This window comes from Lepagella muris (assembly GCF_004793975.1).
Classification (GTDB): domain Bacteria; phylum Bacteroidota; class Bacteroidia; order Bacteroidales; family Muribaculaceae; genus Lepagella; species Lepagella muris.
Window position 1 is genome coordinate 1 of the sequence record NZ_SRYB01000004.1, and the last position, 18018, is coordinate 18018.

Genomic DNA, 18018 nt, shown 5'->3' on the forward strand with positions numbered 1-18018 from the left:
TTGCGACCGAAAGATAGGGCATAATTCGATTTTTTATTGTATCTTTGTCAAGTACTGCGTATTCTGGCATAGGTGCAACTTATTGAAGTTTGGCGACTATAATATAGTGCTTCATTTTCAGGATGCGCTGTATTTTATTTATTTTACCGAATTTTTAACATCTCAAAATAAGTTTAGACAACTTCATTAATTTTGTATGCGATTTTTATCCAAAAGATTGAAATTATCCATAAGAGACATCTGAATCATCATTGACAATAGGCAGACGCCTATCAGCTCAATTCAATATATATCATCCCTCCCTATCATTCATCAACATTCTTCATTCTTCACGATTTTATAGTCTAAAATCAATTATATCATGAGTAATTATTCGTTTGATACGAACCATTCCGATGAAAATGAGAAATCGGAGAACCCGTATGTACCGGATTCAAAAGAGACGCCTGAATTTGTCGCACAATTCATAGAGGTGCTTGACCGGCATCTTTGCGACACCTGTTTTAAAAAGGAGGATTTCGCGGCAGAGATGGGCGTCAGCATATCTCTTCTCTACAAAAGGATAAAATTGCTGACAGGTCTTTCTGTAGCCGACTTCATACGCAACTACAAGATGCAACTTGCAACTACACTACTAAACGACAAATCAATATCAATAGGAGAAATCTCTTTTAAATGCGGCTATTCCTCAATCGGATATTTCAGCACCGTCTTCAGAAAGCATTTCGGATATACACCTACAGAATACCGCAACCGCCTCCCGTAAGAATAAGAATGGAATAATCGGCTCAAATCTGATTGATCTGAGCCGATTATTATTGGACCTCTTGGACTTCTTGGACCTCTTGGACTTATTGGACCTATTAGACTTATTGGACCTATTAGACCTCTTGGAATTATTGGACCTCTTTTACCTCTTTTACTTTTTTTACTTCTTGGAGCTCTTTTACTTCTTGGACTTCTTTATGAGACTACGTTGCGGGGAGTGCCTGATAGGAAGGCTGACAGATTGTCTTCGCAGATATGCATCAGGCGGCGGCGTGCCTCTACGGATGCCCATGCTATATGGGGGGTGATGTATGCGTTCGGAGCGGTAAGCAAGGGATTGTCGGGGGAAGGTGGTTCTGTGCTTAGAACGTCGGCACAGAATGCCGCTACCCTACCCTCTTTAAGTGCGTCTGCCATTGCATCCTCATCTACGAGCGGTCCGCGACCTGTGTTTATCACTATTGCGGAGGGTTTCATCCCTCTCAACCGGTCGGCATTGACAAGATGCTTGGTAGATGGAGTGAGCGGACAATGAAGCGACAGCACATCGCTATCGGCAAAGAGCCGGTCCATATCCACTTTCGCAACACCCTCCGGCAACTCGTCCTGCGGCTTCGATGTGTAGGCTATCACGTTCATTCCGAAAGCACGTGCAATGCGGGCAACCGTCATTCCGATGTGTCCGAGTCCCACAATGCCGAAATTCTTTCCGGCAAGTTCTGTCAGCGGATAGTCCCAATAGCAGAAGTCGGGGTTACGGCTCCATCTTCCGTTGCGGTTCTCCTCTGCATAGTGTTCCACTCTGTTCGTCACGTTCAAGAGATGGGCAAACACCATCTGTGCCACTGAATCCGTGCTGTAGGCAGGGATATTCGTCACTGTTATTCCGGCTTGGCGGGCTGCATCGATGTCTACCACGTTATATCCGGTGGCAAGCACTCCGACGTATTTAAGATGGGGCAATGACTGAAGCATCTCTTTGTCAAGCACCACCTTATTGGTAAACAATACGTCGGCATCCTTTGCACGGTCGGCAATCCGGTCGGGGGATGTGCGGTCGTAGACTGTTACCTCGCCGTATTTGTCGAGCCATTCCCAGCTGAGATCGCCGGGATTCAGTCCGTATCCGTCAAGAACTACTATTTTCATGGAAGCGTTGAAAATTTAGAATTTAGAATTTAAAATTTGATATTGGTTTTATTTGAAGGGGACGCACCCCTCGCCCATGGGCGAGGGCACTGAACTCCAGCAAACACATATATGCCGACTTTTTTACTCCCCCTTTAGGGGGGGTGGGGGCTATTCAGTTTTTTGCAGCTAATGTCAGGCGGATGAAATCCTCTACGCTGAGGCGTTCGGGGCGCAAGCCCATGATGGGATCCTGCATTATGGGTGAATCCGACGGTATCAGTCCGCCCAATGAATTGCGCAGCGTCTTACGGCGCTGTCCGAATGCTGTCTTGACAATGGTCTTGAACATTCTTTCATCGCATCCGAGGGTGGTGCGTTTGTTGCGCGTGAGACGTATCACTCCGCTCATCACTTTTGGCGGTGGTGCGAATACTCCGGGTGGGACATTGAATAGGTATTCGCAATCATACCATGCCTGAAGCAGGACGGACAGAATGCCGTATACCTTTGTTCCCGGTTTGCAGCATATCCTCTCCGCCACCTCCTTCTGAAGCATACCCGCCACAACGGGAATCTTCTCCTTATAGTCAAGCACCTTGAAGAATATCTGTGATGATATATTATATGGATAGTTGCCTATAAGGGCAAACTCTCCGCCATATAATTCAGAAAGATCCATCTTCAGAAAATCACCTTCGACCACTTCCAATCCGGGATATACCTTAGAGAGGTATTCAACACTTTCCGTATCTATCTCGACCGCCTTTATGCGTCTACCTGCCGACATAAGGAATTGTGACAGCACACCCATGCCGGGACCGACCTCCAACACGGGGATGTCAGCCCATATCTTGGCATTGTCGGGCAACTCGTCACGATTGATAGTCTCGGCTATCCTCTTCGCCACATTCAAGTCTTTCAGGAAATGCTGTCCGAGAGCCTTTTTAGCTTTTACTTGTGTCATATTAAGAGTGTAATGAGATTATGTTGAGGAGGATTGCGTCAGCATTAATGTTTCATCATTAATGCTTCATTATAAACAACGGGCGCACAGACATAGTTTGTGCGCCCGTTGTAATATGGAGCGGATCAAAGTCCGATTTTCTTAGCCACGTCAGCGGGAACGGCTTTCTTGTTGACAACCACGTCGATTGTCTTGTCAAGGAAATATGGTTCCGATACGTAGAAATATCCGCCATACTTCTGGTCAGTGTCCCAAGAGTTCTTAACCTTGTAGAAACGGTTGCCCTTCTGATCCTGAGCGATACCAACGATTACCATTCCATGGTCGTCAGTGGTCTCGAAATTGTCGAAACTTTTCTGACGGGATTCCTGAGTCACGTTCACCTCTTTTACAGGACCCTTGATGTCATATCTGTCTTTCTCCTTATCGGCAGCAGATAGGCTCACCCAACGAGAAAGCTCAGTGCCTTCGAGATCTTTCTCATCCTTTGGAGCGGGAAGCACAGCAAAACCATCTTTCCATTTGAAACCTTTCTCGGAAACGTCGGCAGCCCATGCCACGGTATATCCATTCTCGAGAGCATTGTCGACGATAGCCTTCATCTCATCCAAAGGCACGTTCATGCTCTCAGCCCATAGCCAGTTATCGGGGATCTCAATTGCAAACGGTTTGTAGAAGGGATGATGATTGTAGCTTGTGATTGAGATATAATCATCAGAGCTGTAACCCAATTCCTTTGCAAACGTCTGAGGAGTGTAGGTCTTGCCGTTATAAGTGAACGATTCAGGTTCCGGACCGAGATAAGCGTCAAGGATACCGATGAAACCGTCGAGCCATGCGGTAGACAATTTTCTGTTGGGATTCTTTACAATCACATCCAGATAGGCCTTCAGAGCCTCACTAAGCTCTCCATGCACGTGCTTGTCCTCGCCATAGTTCAGACCCTTGTATGCCTCTTCCGGCACAAGACCATAGTTTTCTGCTACATATAATACATCGGGGAAACCTCCACCCTGTGCAAAATTGATATTCCCATGAGTGCGTATATATTTCTTAGCCTTGTCGATATAGCATTTACGCACGGCGTACATTTCAGAAAGGTCAAGTTCAGGACCACCCTTCTTCATGATATCCTCCTCAAGGAAAGAAGTGCCGGAGAAGCTCCAGCAAGTTCCCGACTTGTTCTGGTTCTTTACAGATGTGGTTGGATTCACCTTTATGTCGGTGAATTTGAAACCGACAGTGTCGGTTTTCGCAGTTTTTTTCTTCGCCTCAGAAGCATTACCGATTTCGGTTGCCGATATGCCGAAAGGGATTGCCATTGCGATAGCAGATAGTAGAATCAGTTTCTTCATGCTGTGTGCCGGTATTTCGAAATAAGTTATCATTACGGGAAAACATCTCCCTCTGTTAATTAGGTGCAAACTTAGCAAAAAACTTTCTTTCCTACAAATATTTCCCCAACTGATGTCGATAAACATCCAAAAATGAGATATAGAATTGTGCTTTTGAGAAAATTTGGCTATATTTGCAAAGTAAAAATGCAAGTCCCGTCAAATATTCGGTGAAGCATGTTTTTTTATAATAAAAGAGTGTTTTACAATTAAAAAGTGTCTATATGTGCAAGGAAAGATTCATAAACCCCTTTACCGATTTCGGATTCAAAAGACTTTTTGGCACACCGGGCAACGAGAAGTCGCTCATCAGCATCCTGAATGCCATAATCAATGATGACGATAAGATAACAGAGATAACATATCTCCCCACCGAAAAATTAGGTATGGGACAGGAAAGCCGTGTCGCAATCTTCGACCTTTACTGCATCACACAAAGCGGATCTCACATGATCGTGGAAATGCAGAACAACTATCAGGAATTCTTCGTCGACAGAAGCGTATACTATTCAACATTCCCCATACAGGAAGCGGCCGTGAAAGGGAAATGGGACTATCATCTACCAAAGGTCTATACAATAGCCTTCCTAAACTTTGAGATAAGGCAGCTCATGTCTTCTCCCAACTTCAGAAGCGTAGTGAAACTTGCGGATGTGGAGACCGGACAGGTGTTCTACGACCGTCTGACATACATATATATCGAGCTTCCAAAGTTCCGCAAAGATATCAGTGAGTTTGAGACAAAGATGGATTGGTGGCTATACATCCTAAAATATCTGGATCAGTTTGATGAGATTCCAAAAGAGATTGAGGATGAGGTGATGCAGTATTTCTTTGAGTCAGCCGACACAAAGAATTTCTCAAAGGAGCAAATACGCGCATACGAGGATAGCCTAAAAGCCCTTAGGGACTATCAGAACGTTATAGACTCAGCCGCACGCAAAAGCCTTGCAGAAGGACGGGCAGAAGGACGGGCAGAAGGACGGGCAGAAGGACGGGCAGAAGGACTGACAGAAGGATGCCGATTAGTGGCAAAACGTCTAAAGGAGCTTGGCATGCCACTTTCTGAGATTGCAAAGGTCACCGGATTGCCCGAAAACGAAATATAATACTTCTATAATGCAAATCTTCAGACTCTTTTGTCTGGAGATTTGTGTGTTAAAGAAATATCAGTTATTTTTGCGGTGTCTATTCTAATTGCAGGATATGACAAGATAATCTAACTTTTCACTCAACATACCGATTTTTATGTTTGAAATCGTCAGCAAGCGCGAACTTGCCCCTAATATCGTGGAGATGAAAGTCAAGGCACCCCGCGTGGCCTCATCCGCCCAACCCGGTCAGTTCGTAATCGTCCGTACTGATCATACAGGCGAACGCATCCCGCTCACAGTATGCGACTACGACACCACTGCGGGCACAGTAACTATCGTGACCCAAGCCATCGGATATTCCTCCAATAAGATCATCCACATGAATGAAGGCGACTTTTTCGCTGATTTCGCAGGTCCGCTCGGATGTCCGTCCGACCTTCTCGAACTGCCGGAGGATGAACTCAAGAAAATGAGGATTCTTTTTGTAGCCGGTGGCGTAGGCACCGCCCCGGTATATCCTCAGGTGAAATGGCTTAAGGAGAACGGAGTGACTGCTGATGTCGTAATCGGAGCAAAGACAAAGGATATATTCACATACGTTGACGAGATGCGCACGGTAGGCAACGTCTACCTTTGTACAGACGACGGCTCCGAGGGATTCCACGGAATGGTCACAGGGCTTATGAAAGACCTTATTGAGAATCAAGGGAAGCAATATGACCGCTGCATCATAATCGGACCCATGATCATGATGAAGTTTGCCGCGCTCACCACAAAGGAATACGGCATACCTACAGTCGTATCACTCAACGCACTGATGGTAGACGGCACCGGCATGTGCGGTGCCTGCCGTGTGACAGTCGACGGACAGACCCGCTTCACATGCGTGGAGGGTCCGGAGTTTGACGGTCATAAGGTTGATTTTGATGAAGCTATGCGCCGTCAGAACATGTATCGCGACACCAACAAAAATCATAACGAAGAATCTCATAACTGCAAGTGCAATGGCTAACAGAATACCACGCGTTCCCGTCAGGGAACAAGATCCCGTGAAGAGGGCAGAGAATTTTGAAGAGGTTTGCTATGGCTACAACGCAGAGGAGGCTACGCTGGAAGCCTCACGCTGCCTCAACTGCAAGAATCCGCGTTGTGTCAACAGTTGCCCGGTGCACATCAATATACCGGAATTTATCCGCCATATCGCCGAGGGCGACCTCCGTGGTGCCGCCGCAACAATTGCCGCCGACAGTTCGCTTCCAAGCGTATGCGGACGCGTCTGCCCGCAGGAGAGCCAATGCGAGGGTTCATGCGTGCTCGGCATAAAGTCAGAACCCGTAGCCATCGGTAAGCTCGAACGCTTCGTCGGCGACTGGGCGATAGAGAATGCCGACTCCCTACCGCAGCCGGAGATAGTGCGCAATGGGAAACGTGTGGCAATCGTAGGCTCCGGACCTGCCGGGCTCGCCTGTGCCTCCGATCTTGCCAGGATGGGATATGAGGTGAAGATATTCGAGGCCCTGCATGAAGTGGGTGGCGTGCTCGTCTACGGCATACCGGAATTCCGTCTGCCCAAAGACCGCATCGTGGCAAAGGAGGTAGAGGCTGTGAAACGCCTCGGTGTGGAGATAGAGACCGACGTGATCGTAGGTCGCACAATGACCATCGACAACCTTCTCGACAATGAGGGTTATGACGCAGTATTCGTAGGAAGCGGAGCCGGACTCCCCCGCTTTATGGGTATTGAGGGTGAGAATCTCAACGGGGTCTTCTCCGCCAACGAATTCCTCACCCGTGCCAACCTCATGCATGCCTACGACCAGAACTTCGACACCCCTATATGTGCAGGGAAGAAAGCCGTAATTGTCGGAGGTGGCAACGTCGCTATGGATGCGGTGCGCACTGCACGCCGTCTGGGCGCGGAGGCAGTCATAGTCTACCGCCGCAGCGAGGCAGAGCTTCCGGCACGTGTGGAGGAGGTGCACCACGCTAAGCAGGAGGGGATTGAGTTCCGTATGCTGACCAACCCTATCCGCGTGCTCGGCGACGACAAAGGCTGGGTGAAAGGTATTGAATGTGTGGAGATGGAGCTTGGTGAGCCCGACGAGAGCGGACGACGCAGCCCTGTAGTGAAGGAAGGTAGCAACTTCGAGATTGACTGCGACGTGGTCATAATGGCACTCGGCACAAGCCCCAACCCTCTGATAAAGGCTACGACAAAGGGTCTGGATACCAACCGCAGAGGGTGTATCGTCGCAGACGAAGAGGGACGCACAAGCCGCGAAGGTGTATTCGCCGGCGGGGATGCCGTCACAGGAGCCGCCACCGTGATCCTCGCGATGGGAGCAGGACGCAAGGCAGCCAAAGCCATCGACGATTACCTGAAGACTAAATAAGGGATTCTTTCGTGATTCTCATGATTTTTTGTTAATTTTGCACATTATAGGTCACTTGCAAAGTATTTGCCGGCGACCTATAAGTGCGCAAGAGAAATCTATAGCCCACTTATAAAAGCAAAATACAGGGAAATAATATCCAAGGAAATAACAAACAGACTCCATAAATATATGGCAAATCAAGAACTTTCCGAACAAGAACAGGTGCGCCGCAACAGTATGCAGGCACTACGCGACCGTGGAATTGAACCTTATCCCGCACCGGAATACAAGGTGACAGGTCATTCAGTCGAAATAAAAGAGAACTTTGTAGACGGCGAAGAGAAACCACGCGAAGTGGCAGTCGCCGGAAGAATAATGAGCCGTCGCATCATGGGCAAGGCTTCCTTCATGGAGCTTCAGGATGCCGACGGAAGAATACAGGTGTACGTAAGCCGCGACGACCTCTGTCCGGGTGAAGACAAGGATATGTATAACGTTGTCTTCAAGAAACTTCTTGACATAGGCGACTTCATCGGAGTCAAAGGCTACGTGTTCCGCACCCAGATGGGCGAGATCTCGATCCACGCACAGGAGATCACCGTGCTCTCCAAGAGCCTTCGTCCGCTCCCCGTAGTGAAGATGAAGGATGGCAAGGCGTATGATGCATTCACCGACCCTGAGCAGCGTTATCGCCAGCGTTACGTAGACCTCGTAGTCAATAAAGGTATAAAGGACATATTCATCAAGCGCACCAAGATGTTCAACTCTATGCGTGAATACTTCAACTCGCATGGATATCTTGAGGTGGAGACCCCGATTCTCCAGGCAATCCCCGGAGGCGCATCGGCACGTCCGTTCATCACACATCATAATGCACTCGACATTCCTCTCTATCTCCGTATCGCTGATGAGCTTTATCTCAAACGCCTTATCGTAGGCGGGTTCGAGGGCGTATATGAGTTCTCCAAGAACTTCCGCAACGAAGGCATGGACCGCACCCACAATCCTGAGTTCACCTGCATGGAGATCTACGTATCTTATAAAGACTACAACTGGATGATGGACTTCACCGAGAAGATGCTTGAGAAAATCTGCATGGACGTCAACGGCACGACAGAGGTGAAAGTCGGCGACAACACAATCTCGTTCAAGGCACCCTATCCCCGCGTCACCATGACCCAGGCAATCCTCGACAAGACCGGCTTCGACATTACCGGCAAGAGCGAAGAGGAGCTTCGTGCATTCTGTAAGGCAAACGGTATCGAGGTGGACGAATCATTCGGCAAAGGTAAACTTATCGACGAGATTTTCGGCGAGAAATGCGAGGGTAGCTTCATCCAGCCCACCTTCATCATCGACTACCCCATCGAGATGTCGCCACTCACCAAACGCCACCGCAACGATCCGCGTCTGACGGAGCGTTTCGAGCTTATGGTCAACGGCAAGGAGCTTGCGAATGCCTATTCAGAGCTTAACGACCCCATCGACCAGTATGAACGTTTCGTGGAGCAGATGCGTCTTGCCGACAAAGGGGACGACGAGGCAATGATTATCGACGGCGACTTCATCCGCGCGCTGGAATATGGAATGCCCCCCACATCAGGCATGGGCATCGGCATGGATCGTCTCGCCATGCTTATGACCGGACAATCCACTATTCAGGAAGTTCTCCTCTTCCCGCAGATGCGTCCTGAGAAGAAACAATCTAAAGAGAACCAGGAGGAAGAGGGAGAGTGATGGCAACGTTGGGAAAGATAGCAGTGATCGGTGCAGGCAGTTGGGCTACCGCGCTCGCAAAGTTGCTATTGGGCAACAACGAGCGCATCAACTGGTATGTGCGCCGGCAGGAACGCATTGATGATTTCATACGCTACCACCGCAATACCGTCTATCTCAGCGACGTCACATTCGAAACAGACCGCATCGACTTCCATTCCGACATAAACGATGCCGTCGCCGATGCCGACACCCTTGTCGTGGCGATCCCCTCCCCCTACTTCAAGAACGAGGCGGAGAAGATCACCGTCGACATCTCCGGCAAGAACATCGTCTCGGCTGTCAAGGGTCTTGTCCCGGGCGACAACATGATCATCACCGAATGGTTCTGCCGCAACTTCGGATGCAACGACAGGAATATGCTCGTCATCGGCGGACCGTGCCATGCCGAGGAGGTGGCTCTCGATCATCTGAGCTACCTCACCATCGGCTGTCACGACATTGCGAAAAGCCATGAGTTCGGACGAGCCATAGCCGGACAGCGTCTAAAGACCATCTATTCGGAAGACGTGAAGGGGATAGAATATGCGGCTGTCCTGAAAAACGTGTATGCCATAGCCTCAGGAATGGTCAACGGTATGAAAGCAGGCGACAATTTCAAGGCAATGCTCGTATGTAATGCCGCCCGGGAGATGCGTCGTTTCATCGATGCTATCGCACCACGCAAACGCGATATCTGCCGCTCGGCATATCTCGGCGACCTCCTCGTCACATCTTACAGCCTATTCTCGCGCAACCATAACTTCGGAGCAATGATCGGTAAAGGGCATAGCGTGAAGGCAGCTAAGATGGAAATGGAAATGGTAGCGGAAGGCTACTACGGCACACAATGCATGCATCAGATCAACGGAACGACGGTCAAGGTCGATATGCCAATCCTTGACTGCGTCTACGACATACTATATTCCGGAATATCGCCGAAGAAAGCCTTTGAGGCGTTATCAGAGAAATTCAGCTAAGTTTACTCCCGTTAATTTATATTATTTCATCCAAAAAGATGAAACAATCCTACAAGCCCCTTTATTATTACTTGTGGAAGGAAATGGGAGATAAAATATAAAACTCAAAATTTTTGACACGAATTTTTATATAAACAGACACAATGAAATCTATTGAAATCAACATTCAGGATGCAGTGTCATTCGCAGAGAAGCAGTATAAGGCAAACCGCACGTCTGCTGTAGAGGCAATGACCACACTGCACGAAGGTAATGGAGAAGGCTCCGATTTTCTGGGCTGGCTCCACCTCCCGTCATCAATTTCGCAAGAGCTTATTGACAGAATCAACAAGACTGCTGCCCGTCTGCGCGAGAACTGCGACTATGTAGTGTGCATAGGCATAGGCGGCAGCTATCTTGGTGCCAAGGCAGTTATATCTGCACTTTCCGACTCTTTCGCTGACTTATATGCACCGGCACCCCACAATCCCAAGGTGCTGTATGCAGGTCAGAACATCGGTGAGGAATACACAGCCGAGCTTGAGAAACTTCTCACAGGCAAGAAATTCGGTATCATCGTGATATCCAAGTCAGGCACAACTACCGAACCCGCCATAGCATTCCGTATCTTCAAGGAGATGCTTGAGAATCAGGCAGGGAAAGAGGCTGCCAAAGATCTTATCGTGGCTGTCACCGACGAGAAGAAGGGTGCGCTCCGCACGCTTGCCACTCAGGAGGGGTATGAGACTTACGTTATTCCCGATAACGTGGGGGGACGTTTCTCCGTGCTCACTCCCGTAGGTCTTCTCCCCATCGCTTGCGCAGGTTTCGACATCCAGAAACTCGTGGCAGGTGCCGTAGAGATGGAGAATACCGCAGCTCATGAGAGCGAAGAGAATCCCGTGGAGGTATATGCACGTCTTCGCAACGCACTCTATCAGAGCGGTAAGAAGATCGAGATTCTCGTTAACTTCAATCCTAAGCTCCACTATTTCGCAGAATGGTGGAAACAGCTTTATGGCGAGAGCGAGGGTAAGGACGGCAAGGGTATCTTCCCGGCAGCTGTAGACTTCACAACTGACCTCCACTCAATGGGACAGTGGATACAGGAGGGCGAGCGCACTATCTTCGAGACTGTGCTTTCAGTGAAGAAGCCTGCAATCACGCGCCGTATTCCGGAGGATGCAGCCAATCTTGACGGAATTAACTATCTTTCCGGCAAACGTATTGACGAGGTTAACAAGATGGCAGAACTCGGCACAAAGATCGCTCACGTCGATGGTGGTGTGCCCAACATCAAGATCGAGCTTGCCAAACTTGACGAGCACACTCTCGGTCAGCTCATCTATTTCTTTGAGAAGGCTTGTGGCGTCAGCGGCTATATGCTCGGAATCAACCCGTTCAACCAGCCCGGTGTAGAGGCATACAAGAAAAATATGTTTGCCCTTCTTGAGAAACCCGGCTACGAGAAAGAGACAGAGGCTATCAAAGCAAAACTCTGAATAAACAATACACCACGTTTTTTATACACCACAAAGGGCACGGAGGGCACGGAGATCTTTTATTTCTCTGTGCACTCTGTGCCCTTTGCGGTTGAATACTTCGGAAAGGGTACGGATATTTTTTATCAGAATTAAGACTTGATACCATGAAAATCTGAAAACTATTTTGTATTTTTGCAGCCGAATACGACGAGAGCTCCGTGGGGACTACTGACGTATCAACTAACCTTAAATCAAATCATTCTCCGGAATGATATATTCCGGAGATAGAACAACATCTTTCAATCATGAGACCACTCTTTTTTGCTTTGGCATTGGCGGCGTCTGCCAATATCATTCACGCTGATGATAATGCCAATATTGATGAAAAATTGCTTAATCTCCGGATAGAAACCCGCGTGGACTGGGAAGGCGCATGGCTGGATGGCGATGTGGAGAAGGATAATACCGGATTCGCCGGGAAATTCCTCAATCTGCGACTCGATGGCAATCTGACCGACAATCTCAGCTATTCTTGGCGTCAACGTTTCAACAAGCCACATAAGGATGCCTCTTTCTTTGATGCAACCGACTGGATATACCTTAACTACAATCTTGACAACTGGTCGTTTGCCGGAGGTAAGCAGGTGGTGGCTATCGGTGGTTGGGAATATGACCGCCCCCCTATCGACCATTATGTGTATTCCGTATTCTGTTATAACGTGCGTTGCTACGGATTGGGCGCATCAATAGGTAGGAAACTCTCCACCAACGACAAACTTACGTTTCAATTCTGCCAAAGCCCGTTCTTTACAAGCGAAAACCGCAATCTGTATGGCTATAACCTAATGTGGAACGGTAGCCACGGATTTTTCGACGCAATATATTCCGTCAATATGATGGAGTATCTTCCGGGACGATTCATCAACTATATTTCACTCGGCAATAAGTTCACGTTTGACAAAGTGGCACTTGAACTCGACGTTATGAACCGCGCCTCTTCCCATCAGACCTTTTTTCTGAAAGACATGTCGGTCATAGCCGATCTCGCCTACTCTCCCAACGGCAATTGGAAAGTATTCGGCAAGTTCAGCTACGATGTCAATAAGTCGGGGACAGATGCCGACCTCTATGTGCTCAACGGAACAGAAATGAAAATGGCAGGAGCCGGAGTGGAATTCACGCCATTCATACATCCCCGCCACACACTACGTTTCCACGCCGCAGCCTTCTATTCATGGGGTACTAACACAAACACCTCCAACCTTATGCAGAATAAGACTATGATGGCAACAGCAGGCGTCACTTGGTATATGAACCTACTCTCTCTAAAACGAAAATAACAATCTGACCAATGGAAATGGAAAAAACAATCGCCTCTACAGATAAGGCGGAAAAAAAGAAGTCACACTATCGGTTTATCCCTACAGGAGTGCCATGTCTCGTGATTGTGATACTCCTATTCTGGTATATCGGTTCGATCATGGGTCTGCCCAACATGCTCAACACTATCATGCACACTGCCCATGACCTGCTTCTCAATACGGTCTTCTATCTTATGGGTATATGCGTGGTGACGGGGGCAATCGGACGTCTGTTTGTGGAATTTGGCGTTGTCAAGCTATTGGAGAATCTCCTGCGTCCGCTCATGAAGCCACTGTTTAACCTTCCCGGCGTGGCGGCATTGGGAGCGACTATGACCTTCCTCAGCGATAATCCCGCCATCATCTCTCTGTCGCAGGACAAGCGTTTCAGCAGTTATTTCAAGAAATACCAGTTTATCTCGCTGACCAACTTCGGCACAGCGTTCGGCATGGGGCTCCTCGTGATGGTCTTCATGGTCGGACAGGGTTATTTTGTCGAACCGGTAGTAGGTCTTTTCGGGGCATTCTGCGGGTGTATCGTCTCAACACGCCTGATGCAACGTTTCATCATCAAGGCATATCCCTCATTTGCTGTGGAGGAAGCTATCTCAGAGGAAGCAGCTGCAATAGAGGCTGCAGAAGATAAGGTTGTATCAAAATCCGTATTTATCCGCACGCTCAACTCGCTTCTTGATGGCGGCAAGATGGGTGTGGACGTCGGCATAGCCATCATACCGGGCGTGCTCATCATCTCTACATTGGTGATGATACTGACATTCGGTGCATCGGCAGAGGGTTACACCGGAGCCGCTTACGAAGGCATAGAGTTGCTTCCCTGGCTTGCCGCAAAGGTCAACTTATTGTTTGAATGGTTGTTCGGGTTCACCGATCCTCATCTGATAGCCTTCCCGATTACGGCACTTGGAGCCGTAGGGGCTGCCTTAGGACTCGTGCCCAACTTTGCTGCACAGGGATGGATCGATGGCAATGCGATAGCCGTATTCACAGCTATCGGCATGTGCTGGAGCGGTTATCTGAGTACTCACACCGCAATGCTTGACTCACTCGGCTACCGCGAACTGACCCCAAAAGCTATTGCCGCACACACTGTCGGCGGTATCGTTGCAGCCATCGTCGCTCACTTTGTCTACGTCGGCGTGACAATGCTAATGGCATAGGAAGCAAACTACTTGGACTGCTAAGACTACTTGGACCACTAGGACTGCTTAGACTGCTAGGACTGCTTGGACTTCTTAGTAGTCTTAGGAGTCCAAGAAGTCTTAGGAGTCCAATCAATCCAAGTAGTCTTAGGAGTCCAAGTAGTCAAAAAATGCAAATCGGCTCATTCTCACGAATGAACCGATTGTTTACGAAATATTCTTAAAAGTTCGGGGAAGTGGGCGATTACGGATTCGAACCGCAGACCCTCTGCTTGTAAGGCAGACGCTCTAAACCAGCTGAGCTAATCGCCCGATTGCGAGTGCAAAGTTATACCAAAATTTCATAACTACCAAATTTTTTTGCTAATTTTGTGAAAAAATTTTTACTTTTTTTATTCGAATTTTGATTATTTATTGATTATCAGATAAATAAATCTTTATTCAAAATGCACTTTTTTTCATGGTCAAAGATATTAAAATTGAAGATTTCGATTATAATCTCCCCGATGAAAGGATTCCGCGTCATCCGTTGCAGCAACGCGACGCATGCAAACTGATCCTTTCGCGTCCTGACGGCGGGGTGGCTCACCGCCATTTTAACGAACTACCCTCTCTTCTGCCCCCTGCGACTCTCCTTGTATGCAATGATACACGCGTGATCAATGCACGCATATCATTCTATAAGACCACCGGGTCAAGAATCGAAATATTCCTTCTCGAACCTATTGACCCCGCCGATTATGTACTCACGTTCCAATCTCGCGGAAAATGTATATGGAATTGCCTTGTCGGTAATCTGAAGAGATGGAAGGAGGGAGCTCTCTCCATTGAGATAAGAGCGGAAGGGACCACCACCCCTGTCACGCTCTCCGCCCGCCGACTAAATCCCACTGCCGGGAATGCCCACGCCATTGAATTTACGTGGGACAATCCTGACGTGACATTCGCTTCCGTAGTGGATGCTGCCGGATTTATCCCTATCCCACCCTATCTGAAACGCGAATCGGAAGAGTGTGACAACGACGACTACCAGACCGTGTATGCCGATGCCAAAGGCTCGGTGGCTGCCCCCACTGCCGGATTGCATTTCACGCCCGAAGTGTTTGACGACCTTTATGCCCATAATATCGAGGTGGGAAAACTTACTCTCCACGTCGGAGCCGGCACTTTCCAACCGGTGAAATCGGAGAATATAGGCGACCATCCCATGCATACCGAAAGTTTCTCAGTGAACCGCGACCTTATCCGGCGACTCATAGCCCAAAAGCAAGCTGGTGAACCTTTGGCGGCAGTAGGCACCACCTCCGTCCGCACGCTTGAATCCCTCCCCTATCTCGGCGCGGCCATCGCTCGTGGCGATGAAAGTATGCACGTAGACCAATGGGAGGCATATTCAGCGGAATCATCTTCAATCGACACAATAGAAGCCCTCACAGCAATTGACAGATGGCTTGAAAAGAATAATAAGACAATACTCACTGCCTCCACAGCCATAATGATAGCTCCGGGGTTCAGATGGCGAATGGTAGACGTAATGGTTACAAACTTCCATCAGCCGCAATCCACCCTCCTGCTTCTCGTATCCTCATTCCTTGGAGAGAGAAATGGGCTTCCTGTATGGCGCGACCTTTACGATGAGGCTCTACGCAACGATTACCGCTTCCTATCCTACGGCGATGCCTGTCTGCTCTTTGCCCCGACAGTGGCTAAAAGGGTAAGTATTGATAATACAGTTGATAATACGGCAGAGGATACAACCGACAATAACGCTGATAATGCGTCAGACGCGACCGACACAATCATCCTTCCCGTATCAAAGAGTATAGGGGCACGCTATCTTGCAGCCTCATACTTTGCCGGCACCCTACCCACTTGCCCGGCACTAACTGACTGCGATGACCTGCGCGTGATACAACGTGCCTTGCTCGCTCTCTTTGACATGAAAGAAACGGGAAAGATCAGCGGCGAATCAATCGACATACATGCCTCCGGCACGGCATTCCGGTTTGTGACCGCCATAGCCGCCTCCACACCCGGCACGGACTGTATCATAACAGGCACTCCCCGACTATGCTCTCGTCCGATGGCTCCAATGCTTGACGTGCTCAGAAAAGCCGGTGCACAGATTGAATCACTCGGCGAGAACGGCACAGGACCCTACCGCATACATGGATCCGCTCTGAAGGGTGGAGAATTTGAAATAAAAGGTGATGTCAGCTCACAGTTCATCTCCGCGCTCATGCTCTGCGCACCTACATGGGAGAATGGTATGTCGCTACGATTCACAACTCCGCTCGTTTCCCGTCCGTATGCCGAGATGACAGCACAGGTTATGCGTCAGTTCGGCATAGAGGTCACTCTTCATGATGAGGGTGTTGAGGTAAAAGCCGGGAGGTACGTCGCACCCGCCAGGTTCAAGGTTGAGGCAGACTGGAGTGCCGCAGGGTTCTTCTACGAGGCAGCAGCCTTATCCAATGCAAAAATCCGCATTGCCGCGCTTGTCTCCCCTTCCGAATCATTGCAGGGGGATGCAGCAACTGCCGGATTCTTTGAGATGGCAGGGGTAGAGTCAACATTTGATGATAACGGAGCCACGCTTTCAGAGGGTGAGGAGAAGCCAGACCGTATTGAGGTGGACCTCACAGATAATCCGGACCTCGCTCCGGCATTTGCCGTGGCGTGTGCACTTTCCGACTGCGAATTCCGGTTTGACGGTGTGCGTAATCTCCGTCTGAAGGAATGTGACCGTCTTGCAGCCATTCAAACGGAACTGCGCAAGTTGGGCTACGTCATAACCGTCACTGACGATTCCATAGAGTGGAATGGCAAACGCTGCGACACCACGCCGGAAGCAATCGCCACATACGATGACCACCGCATAGCAATGGCTTTCGCAATGGCAGCCCTACGACTTGGGGAGATAAAGATAGCTGACCCCGATGTGGTGAACAAATCATTCGAGGATTTCTGGAATCAGCTACCTAAGATCGGTCTCCACTGCCAACGCAACGGCAACGTAATAATACTTAAAAGAGTGCAAAAATGATTGGAGCATTGATAATATTGGCGGCAATGGTAGTCATCGGTATCATTCTTTACGTGACAGACCGACTATATTACCGCAAGAAACATCCGGAAGTGGTTGGAACAGCCTCTCCGGAAACCGACACGACAACGAAAAAGGAGCCTCAGCCACAGCCTGCCGAGGAAGAAGTGAAGGCAGACACCAAGCCGACATCCGTTCCTACCGCTAATCCGATGGATGAACCGGAAGTGTGCTGCGGTGCGCATACCGTATGTGAGAAGACGAATCTCTCCCCCCTCACGGGTGAGATTGTATATTACGATGACGAGGAACTTGACCGTTATCGCGGAAGGGCTGCCGATGAGTACACACAGGAGGAGATAGAGGAATTTCGCGATGTGCTCATGACGTTGTTGCCACAAGACGTGGCGGGATGGTCACGGAGCATACAGGTAAGGGAGATCAACCTTCCGACTGAGATACGCGAGGAGCTTATCATGATAGTCTCCGACCTGCGACGCTAAATGCCCCCACATCACATACGATAT

The 18018-nt window shown here is 49.0% G+C and carries 13 protein-coding genes, 1 tRNA gene and 2 pseudogenes; 12 read left to right on the forward strand and 4 right to left on the reverse strand.

What is annotated here, in order from left to right; translation table 11 throughout:
* Nucleotides 1-361: 361 nt before the first annotated feature.
* Nucleotides 362-766, forward strand: a complete 405-nt coding sequence (locus E5331_RS03720; RefSeq protein ID WP_123481541.1) for a helix-turn-helix domain-containing protein — start codon at nt 362-364, stop codon at nt 764-766.
* 197 nt (nt 767-963) lie between these two features.
* Here the strand turns inward: E5331_RS03720 and E5331_RS03725 are convergent, their stop codons facing one another.
* The 3 genes from E5331_RS03725 to E5331_RS03735 all read right to left on the reverse strand — a co-directional run bounded on the left by E5331_RS03725 (nt 964) and on the right by E5331_RS03735 (nt 4218).
* Nucleotides 964-1917 carry a D-2-hydroxyacid dehydrogenase gene (locus E5331_RS03725; RefSeq protein WP_123481542.1) on the reverse strand — a complete coding sequence of 318 codons (954 nt, stop codon included), beginning with the start codon at nt 1915-1917 and terminating at the stop codon, nt 964-966.
* Nucleotides 1918-2071: 154 nt separating this feature from the next.
* Complete coding sequence (gene rsmA / locus E5331_RS03730) at nt 2072-2863, reverse strand: 16S rRNA (adenine(1518)-N(6)/adenine(1519)-N(6))-dimethyltransferase RsmA (protein ID WP_135983912.1); 792 nt, start codon at nt 2861-2863, stop codon at nt 2072-2074.
* Nucleotides 2864-2988: 125 nt separating this feature from the next.
* Nucleotides 2989-4218, reverse strand: coding sequence for a C1 family peptidase (locus tag E5331_RS03735; RefSeq protein ID WP_123481544.1), 1230 nt, complete (start codon nt 4216-4218; stop codon nt 2989-2991).
* 263 nt (nt 4219-4481) lie between these two features.
* On the opposite strand from E5331_RS03735, the gene E5331_RS03740 reads away from it, so the two are divergent.
* The 8 genes and pseudogenes from E5331_RS03740 to E5331_RS03775 all read left to right on the forward strand — a co-directional run bounded on the left by E5331_RS03740 (nt 4482) and on the right by E5331_RS03775 (nt 14463).
* Nucleotides 4482-5366: an Rpn family recombination-promoting nuclease/putative transposase gene (locus E5331_RS03740; RefSeq protein WP_123481545.1), complete on the forward strand. Its 885-nt coding sequence runs from the start codon at nt 4482-4484 to the stop codon at nt 5364-5366.
* A gap of 139 nt (nt 5367-5505) precedes the next feature.
* Nucleotides 5506-6363 (forward strand): sulfide/dihydroorotate dehydrogenase-like FAD/NAD-binding protein, encoded by an 858-nt coding sequence (locus E5331_RS03745; protein ID WP_123481546.1) that lies wholly within the window; start codon nt 5506-5508, stop codon nt 6361-6363.
* The gene (gene gltA / locus E5331_RS03750) at nt 6356-7744 is read left to right on the forward strand and encodes an NADPH-dependent glutamate synthase (RefSeq protein ID WP_123481547.1); all 1389 of its coding nucleotides are present in this window, start codon (nt 6356-6358) and stop codon (nt 7742-7744) included. The genes E5331_RS03745 and gltA overlap by 8 nt, the downstream gene beginning before the upstream one ends.
* Before the next feature lie 171 nt (nt 7745-7915).
* Nucleotides 7916-9442, forward strand: a pseudogene (gene lysS, locus E5331_RS03755) (lysine--tRNA ligase); the annotation flags it as partial.
* A gap of 20 nt (nt 9443-9462) precedes the next feature.
* Complete coding sequence (locus E5331_RS03760) at nt 9463-10461, forward strand: NAD(P)H-dependent glycerol-3-phosphate dehydrogenase (RefSeq protein ID WP_123481549.1); 999 nt, start codon at nt 9463-9465, stop codon at nt 10459-10461.
* Nucleotides 10462-10604: 143 nt separating this feature from the next.
* On the forward strand, nt 10605-11942 hold the full coding sequence (locus tag E5331_RS03765) for a glucose-6-phosphate isomerase (RefSeq protein WP_123481550.1): 1338 nt from the start codon (nt 10605-10607) through the stop codon (nt 11940-11942).
* A gap of 287 nt (nt 11943-12229) precedes the next feature.
* Nucleotides 12230-13264 carry a porin gene (locus E5331_RS03770; protein ID WP_123481551.1) on the forward strand — a complete coding sequence of 345 codons (1035 nt, stop codon included), beginning with the start codon at nt 12230-12232 and terminating at the stop codon, nt 13262-13264.
* A 17-nt stretch (nt 13265-13281) separates the two neighbouring features.
* Nucleotides 13282-14463 (forward strand): CD0519/CD1768 family membrane protein, encoded by a 1182-nt coding sequence (locus E5331_RS03775; RefSeq protein ID WP_123481705.1) that lies wholly within the window; start codon nt 13282-13284, stop codon nt 14461-14463.
* 219 nt (nt 14464-14682) lie between these two features.
* Here E5331_RS03775 and E5331_RS03785 read toward each other — a convergent pair.
* A tRNA-Val gene (locus E5331_RS03785) sits at nt 14683-14757 on the reverse strand.
* A 148-nt stretch (nt 14758-14905) separates the two neighbouring features.
* Here E5331_RS03785 and E5331_RS20605 point away from each other — a divergent pair.
* The 3 genes and pseudogenes from E5331_RS20605 to E5331_RS03795 all read left to right on the forward strand — a co-directional run.
* Nucleotides 14906-16135 (forward strand): annotated as a pseudogene (locus E5331_RS20605) (S-adenosylmethionine:tRNA ribosyltransferase-isomerase); the annotation flags it as partial.
* 12 nt (nt 16136-16147) lie between these two features.
* Nucleotides 16148-17491: a 3-phosphoshikimate 1-carboxyvinyltransferase gene (gene aroA, locus E5331_RS20610; protein ID WP_275441082.1), complete on the forward strand. Its 1344-nt coding sequence runs from the start codon at nt 16148-16150 to the stop codon at nt 17489-17491.
* Nucleotides 17488-17994 carry a hypothetical protein gene (locus E5331_RS03795; protein ID WP_275441058.1) on the forward strand — a complete coding sequence of 169 codons (507 nt, stop codon included), beginning with the start codon at nt 17488-17490 and terminating at the stop codon, nt 17992-17994. The genes aroA and E5331_RS03795 overlap by 4 nt, the downstream gene beginning before the upstream one ends.
* Nucleotides 17995-18018: the final 24 nt, after the last annotated feature.